Below are 6476 nucleotides of genomic sequence, written 5' to 3'. Positions count from 1 at the left end.
AAATTACTAGTTTATTTTGTTGAAAACAGCTTTCTGTTTTCTGCCCTGCGATTACCAGTGAGACTTTACGTCTCATTGCTTTTCGTCTTCTTCTTTGTTCAGTTTTCAAAGGTCAGTTTCTTTTGTTGCGAAAGCGTTTTGTCCGCATCAGCAACGTTTATAAATATACCAAGATTTTTGCATTTCGTCAATACTTTTTATAAAGTTTTTATGATAAATATGGAATTATTTTCTCTGCTAGGGTTTTATATGCTTTTCCTGAAGCGCTTGAAGAGTCGAAAAGAGCTGATACATAGCCATTTCCATTTGGTTCTGGTTGTTCTATTGGCAGTTGAATTAAAAGTTGTGTTTCTAAGTCTGCAGCTACTTTTTCTCCGCCGCCTTGTCCAAATACTTTCAATACTTGTCCATCTTCCAAAGTGAGGTAAGACATATTTTCGATTACACCGATAATTTTATGGTTGTTTTTTGCTGCCATGTATCCCGCTCGCGATGCAACTGACGCGGCTGCATAATGTGGTGTTGTAACAATAAGTTCATTGCATTTCGGGATAAGCGTGTGGATATCTAGCGCAACATCTCCAGTTCCAGGTGGTAAATCGATAAGTAAATAGTCTAGTTTTCCCCATCTTACTTCTTCTAAAAACATTTTAATCATTTTACCTAGCATTGGTCCGCGCCAAATTACAGGCTCTCCAGGTTCTACAAAAAAATCCATGGAAATCATTTGAATGCCGTGTGTTTCAACTGGGATGATTTGGCCATTTTCTTTGCGTGGGGATTCTGTTGTTCCGAGTAATACTGGAATACTGAACCCATATATATCAGCATCTAACAAACCTACTTTTTCCCCTTGTTGCGCTAGGGCAATTGCAAGATTAGCAGAGACAGTTGATTTCCCGACGCCACCTTTACCACTCGCTATTGCTAAGAATTTCGTTTCACTAGCTTCTGAGAGTATGTTATCTCTTGCTTGGAAAATACGGTCGATAACTGCTGCGGGTAGGTATTCTAGCTCAATATTTATTTCATTTACGCCAAATTGCGTGAGAAGTTCTTCTATATTATGAACAAAATGATCCGTTTCTACTGCTGGATCAGCTAATGCGATCTTAATATTCGCTGTTTCTTCAAGTACTTGTACTTCTAAAATACCTTCTGTTTCCTCTAAGCTAGCTTCTAAAACAGGATCTTGTAATCGATATAGCAATCTAGTAATTTGTTGTTCGTTTAACATATATAAAAACCTCCAAAAATGAATGCGCTGACATACTTTTTATTATAGCATGGCTGTTTTATTTTTTCACATATTGCTTGTTTCTTCTTTATAAAAACAATTTGAAGGGATTTTCACAAAATTTACATATTTAAGATTTTGCAGTTTAGCCGTTGCGCGCCAATAGCTTTGGCGATTCAGTTGTTTTTCGTCATAGAAATGTAATAGTTTTTCCAACTTATTTATTGATACTATAGTGGCAGATATATATAAAGGAGTGCAATGGAATTTGAACAAAAAGTTTATAAAACCAGGGATCATTCTGCTGATAGTAGCATTTTTAGTCGTTTCTATAAATGCTGGTGCAGAATCAGGAGGTAGTAGCAATGCTCAGGCTAATCTTACTACTTCGCAACAAGCTTTTATCGATGAAATTTTACCAGCGGCTCAAGATGGATATCGCGATGGTAAACTGCTGACGAGTGTAACGCTCGCTCAAGCTATTTTAGAATCTAACTGGGGTGAAAGTGGTTTAAGTCAGAACTCCAATAATTTATTTGGTATTAAAGGAACTTACAAAGGAAAATCGGTTTCAATGGGGACGATGGAAGCTTCCGGGTCAACTACTGCTAACTTCCGAGTCTACCCAAGTTGGAAAGAATCCATTGAAGATCACACAGCTTTAATTACCGAAAATGACCGTTACCAAGGTGCTGTTGGTGAAACAGATTACCGCAAAGCACTGCAAGCTATCAAAGACGGTGGCTACGCGACGGATCCAGGTTACGTTTCTAAATTAGTAACAATCATTGAACGTTACAACTTAGATCAATATGATGTCATTTACGATAAAATTGAATCCGATCAAGCCTTAGCAGCTATTGCTACAGTAGCCGCGAACAAAGACCAAGAAGTTATTTGGTCCGCACCGTACAATACCGCAAACTCAAAACAGCTCGGCACCCTTAAAAATTATACAGGTCGCAACTTGGAAATTTCTTGGGAAGCCAAAACTGAAAAAGGCCAGTGGTACTTTATTCGTGAGAACAACAAAGATATCGGTTGGGTGAATAGTAATGCACTAAGCACAAGCTATCACCAAAAAGAAGATGAAAATGTTAATCTTACAAAATATGTCGATGATTTAAACGCACATATTTACCGTCTGCCTAATCCTGAAAAGCAGTTCGATAACGGCACAATCGCAAAATATGACCGTAAAGCTCTTCAAGCAGATAAAAAAATCACTCGTGATGGCTATGCTTGGTTCCGCCTTTCAGAAGGTGGCGAAGTAATCGGATGGGGTCGCGCTGACAAACTAAACGACCGTCTATATGACCGTATCACAGAACAAACTTCCTACGATGGCTATGCTACAGTAAGCAAAGCAGTAACTGACCACGTATGGACAGCACCATTCAACACAAAAAACGCCGAAAAATTAACACCTCTTGCTGATTACGCTAATGAAAAACTAGAACTTGTAACGCGCGCTAAAGTTGGGAATACACTTTGGTATCAGTTTAAATTAGACGGAAAAATTGTTGGTTGGGTTAGCCAAAAAGACTTAAACATCTTTTACACTCCCGCTGCAGAAAGACCAGCAACACAAGTCGTTTACGTCCAAGATCCAACAGCGACACTTTACAATAAACCAGTAGAAGCAGACAGCACTAAGTCAAAAGCAGTTGGTTTCTACTACGGAAAACTATTAGTAGTTGACCAAACAGCCACTATTCTTGGTGAAGATTGGTTGCATATCAAAGACAGCCATAACTCATTAGGCTGGATTAAAGCTATCGACATTAAAGGATAATAAAAAACGAGGTTCTGCACATCCGCAGACCTCGTTTTTATTTGCAGGAATTTACTTACACATTCAATTTCCGGCTCGCCATCCATTTAACCATTTCTGGATCAGCATGCGAGAAAAACTGACTTTGCCCTTGGTTTAAACTAGCGATTTCTTCTTTATCCGCTGCCGTTAATTCAAAATCAAAAACAGCTAAATTTTGAGCCATTCTCTCCGGTTTTACAGATTTAGCCAAAACGATGATATCCTGCTCCACCAACCAACGTAAAATTACTTGCGCAGCAGATTTTTCATATTTCGCACCAATTTTTGTTAAAACAGGATTGTTAAAGATATCATTTTTACCTTCTGCAAATGGCGCCCACGCTTCCACCGCAACGCCTTCATTTCGCAAAACTTCTAGATTTTCAGTTTGTTGTTGGAAGGGATTGACTTCAATTTGGTTCACTTGTGGTGTTACGTCATTGAATGAAGCCAAGTCAATTACACGATCCACGCTAAAATTCGATACGCCGATTGCTCTAATTTTACCGGCTGCTTGTAATTCTTCCATCGCCATCCATGCTCCGTAAATATCATTGAATGGTTGATGTATTAGCAGCAAATCAATATAATCCACGCCTAACCGTTTTAACGACCGATCAAGCGAACTCATAACACCTTTATAACTCACATTTTCTACCCAGATTTTCGTTGTAATAAATAGTTCTTTACGATCCACACCAGACCTAGCAATCCCGCGACCTACCGCTTCCTCATTCATATAGCTTTGCGCGGTATCAATATGACGATATCCAGCAGCAATCGCATCTTTGACCGCTTGTTCCGCTTCAGCTGCATCAGTAATTTGATAAGTCCCAAAACCAAGAATAGGTACTTCTACACCATTGTTCAATTTCACTGTTTTCATATAAAAAACCTCCTATTGTCTTTAAAATTTGTCCCGTTCCCACAATTTTTCTACATTATCTGCCGTTAACTCCCTTGTTTTAAACTGGGAAATATGGCTGTCGTACGTATCGATTTTGTATACGAGCAGATCTCTAACTTGCTTCATCTCCGTTAGCTTTTCATCTAATTCTTTTAGCTGATCAATCAATATTTGTTTCTGCGCTGCTTCAACATTTTGCGTTTCTCTTAGTTGGGCAAGGGTGGCAAACTCAATTAAAGATTCCACCGACAATCCCGCATTCCGCAAATTTTTCACGAGATAAACCCAGTTCAAATCACTTGTTTGGTAGTCCCGATAACCACTTTCGTTCCGGTGGACTGGCGGAATAACACCAACCCGCTCGTAATAACGCAGCGTATCTACCGTAAGTCCAAACATATCGGCCGCTTGTTTGATATTCATCATCCATCACCTCGTTTCGTTCTTTACATATAGAATTATAAACCTTGGAGTTCACACCAAGGCAAGGGTTTTGATTTTATTTTTTGAGGAAAGAAAAAACTCTCTGCGGGTGAGAGAGTTTTATTTGTTTAGTACGATGATTTTTTGGACGTATTTGGAGTCTATTTGGGCTGGGTGGGTTTCTTGGATTGGGAAGTCTTTTGTTAAAATGATTTTTACGTTGTCATTTTTGGTTAGTTTGATTTTGTTTCCCGCTTCGTCGTAGTATTTGTCTGTGATTTGGAAACGCACGCTGGATTCTGGGTCGTTTTTTTCTTTGAAATTTTTGATTAAAATAGATTCTGTTTCTACTTCTTCTATCGTGCCTGTTGCTTCGGTGGTTTGTGTTTGTTTTTCAGTGGTTGAGCACGCTGTTAGGAATAGTAGTGCGCAAAAAATAAAAATGATTGATGTCTTTTTCATTGTGGTGGTCTCCTTTTTATTTTAGAAGTTATGGTCAATACATAAACAAGTAATTTATTAAATCCCTTCTTCCCCTTTAATCATCAAATTGCCCTGGTAAAGGGGGATGCTTCATCTGGTTTTCTTCTTGACTCGACCTATCTTTAAATGCAATGACAAAAATATGATATGAAAATTTAAATCTTTTATCATAACTATACTCATATTTCAAATCCGGATCATCTTTTAATACAATTTTAGTAAGATAGCCACCCATTTTCCAGTCTTTCTTTATCTCTCTAATCTCAATCTGACTGGGTTTTATTTCTTGTTCCGTTAGATATTTATCCGTTGCCTTATTCGCCGTATATTTTGGTATTGCGAACCAATATACATATGTGATTAAGCAAAGAACTAGCAAACTACCTAATGTTATCCACCATTTTTTATATTTTTTCATATAGCTCACTTCCCAATATTTTAAATTCATTTAAAACATATCGATAGTAAAATCATAGCACATAAATGAACTGCATAACTGAAAAGGGAATGAAATACTTAATTTTTATCACGAACAATTAGTTTTAATAAAAAACTCCATAGATAAAGTATCATATATGGTACATTTTAAAAAAGATTAGATGACTCATGCTATAATGACAGTTGCGTTTATGTATCTAAATAGAAAAGGGAGCCAAGAGAAAATGAAAAAAAGATGTTTGTTGTTGTTAAGCATTTTAATGCTTTTCAGTTTTTGGACAGTAGCTTGTGGAAATACAGAGAAAAAAGAAGAAAGCCAGGAACTTACCAAGAAAGAAATTGAACTAACTATTGACCAAACTACTGTAACGACTGATGAAAATGGGAAAGCGCTTATAGAAGGAACAGTGGATCCTAAAGCCAAATTATCCATTGATGGCACAACAGTTAAACAAGATAGTGATGGAAGATTTACTTTTACCAAAATTATAAACAGCGATTCTGAAGCAAGAGTCTATGCAAAACTTATAGCAGTTAGAAAAAACTATGAAGACGAGGAATATAGTGTAATTATTAATAACAATTCAAAAGCATATAACGACAACATGGCTAAACAAGAGGCTAAACAAAAAGAGGAAGCCGAGAAAGCTGAAAAGGAACGTAAAGAAGCGGAGGAAAAAGCAAAACAAGAAGAAGAGGCTGCCGCTGCAAAAGCTGCAATGAATGATGAAAACACTCCTTCTGATGATACTGTATATGGTACTTTAGCCAGTAAAGATAGTTTAACAAAAGAGGATGATATACTTTATAAAGATGAAGAACTTGATGTACTCTACTCTATAGTAGAAAACGATGAAATCTTTCAAGTAATTATACAATTAGGTGACGAAAGTACGATTCGAAAAGATTTAGACAAAGGTCATTTAACAGAATTAGCACGAGATTATATGGAATCTGACGCTACTCTTACACAAACCGTTTCCGATGAATCATTCGTTTACCAGTCCCCATCTATAAATAAAACATATACAGTAGACTATATGTTAAACGATGAAGGTTATGTCATTGCGATTTACGTTACACAAGCAATGTGACTAATTAAAAAAAATTGAACCTTAAATGTACAAAAAGAGTCCTTCGGGGGCTTTTTTTGTTCAAATATATTTTATTTC

General features: G+C 37.0%; 7 protein-coding genes. 2 read left to right on the top strand and 5 right to left on the bottom strand.

Annotated elements, in window-relative coordinates:
- Window positions 1–208: 208 nt before the first annotated feature.
- The gene (locus HCX62_RS13215) at window positions 209–1237 is read right to left on the bottom strand and encodes an Mrp/NBP35 family ATP-binding protein (RefSeq protein WP_185639376.1); all 1029 of its coding nucleotides are present in this window, start codon (window positions 1235–1237) and stop codon (window positions 209–211) included.
- A gap of 268 nt (window positions 1238–1505) precedes the next feature.
- Between HCX62_RS13215 and HCX62_RS13210 the strand changes: the two genes are divergently transcribed.
- Window positions 1506–3032, top strand: coding sequence for a GW domain-containing glycosaminoglycan-binding protein (locus HCX62_RS13210; RefSeq protein WP_185639375.1), 1527 nt, complete (start codon window positions 1506–1508; stop codon window positions 3030–3032).
- A 55-nt stretch (window positions 3033–3087) separates the two neighbouring features.
- Here the strand turns inward: HCX62_RS13210 and HCX62_RS13205 are convergent, their stop codons facing one another.
- From HCX62_RS13205 to HCX62_RS13190, 4 genes are all read right to left on the bottom strand, one after another.
- Window positions 3088–3939 carry an aldo/keto reductase gene (locus tag HCX62_RS13205; RefSeq protein WP_185639374.1) on the bottom strand — a complete coding sequence of 284 codons (852 nt, stop codon included), beginning with the start codon at window positions 3937–3939 and terminating at the stop codon, window positions 3088–3090.
- A 21-nt stretch (window positions 3940–3960) separates the two neighbouring features.
- Window positions 3961–4383, bottom strand: a complete 423-nt coding sequence (locus tag HCX62_RS13200; RefSeq protein ID WP_185639381.1) for a MerR family transcriptional regulator — start codon at window positions 4381–4383, stop codon at window positions 3961–3963.
- A gap of 120 nt (window positions 4384–4503) precedes the next feature.
- Window positions 4504–4845 (bottom strand): membrane lipoprotein lipid attachment site-containing protein, encoded by a 342-nt coding sequence (locus tag HCX62_RS13195; RefSeq protein WP_185639373.1) that lies wholly within the window; start codon window positions 4843–4845, stop codon window positions 4504–4506.
- 76 nt (window positions 4846–4921) lie between these two features.
- Window positions 4922–5284, bottom strand: a complete 363-nt coding sequence (locus HCX62_RS13190) for a DUF3139 domain-containing protein (protein ID WP_185639372.1) — start codon at window positions 5282–5284, stop codon at window positions 4922–4924.
- Between the two features lie 244 nt (window positions 5285–5528).
- Here HCX62_RS13190 and HCX62_RS13185 point away from each other — a divergent pair, with 244 nt between their 5' ends.
- Complete coding sequence (locus tag HCX62_RS13185; protein WP_185639371.1) at window positions 5529–6398, top strand: DUF4969 domain-containing protein; 870 nt, start codon at window positions 5529–5531, stop codon at window positions 6396–6398.
- Window positions 6399–6476: the final 78 nt, after the last annotated feature.

Origin of the sequence: Listeria swaminathanii, assembly GCF_014229645.1 — a bacterium.
GTDB classification, from domain to species: Bacteria; Bacillota; Bacilli; order Lactobacillales; family Listeriaceae; genus Listeria; species Listeria swaminathanii.
The sequence above is the reverse complement of the archived record's forward strand: the minus strand, read 5'-3'. Positions and strand labels throughout refer to the sequence as shown.

What these genes read in the sequence shown, in the direction of transcription:
- HCX62_RS13215 (WP_185639376.1), bottom strand. Translation starts at nt 1,237, where the DNA reads ATGTTAAACGAACAACAAATTACTAGATTGCTATATCGATTACAAGAT.
- HCX62_RS13205 (WP_185639374.1), bottom strand. Translation starts at nt 3,939, where the DNA reads ATGAAAACAGTGAAATTGAACAATGGTGTAGAAGTACCTATTCTTGGT.
- HCX62_RS13200 (WP_185639381.1), bottom strand. Translation starts at nt 4,383, where the DNA reads ATGAATATCAAACAAGCGGCCGATATGTTTGGACTTACGGTAGATACG.
- HCX62_RS13195 (WP_185639373.1), bottom strand. Translation starts at nt 4,845, where the DNA reads ATGAAAAAGACATCAATCATTTTTATTTTTTGCGCACTACTATTCCTA.
- HCX62_RS13190 (WP_185639372.1), bottom strand. Translation starts at nt 5,284, where the DNA reads ATGAAAAAATATAAAAAATGGTGGATAACATTAGGTAGTTTGCTAGTT.
- HCX62_RS13185 (WP_185639371.1), top strand. Translation starts at nt 5,529, where the DNA reads ATGAAAAAAAGATGTTTGTTGTTGTTAAGCATTTTAATGCTTTTCAGT.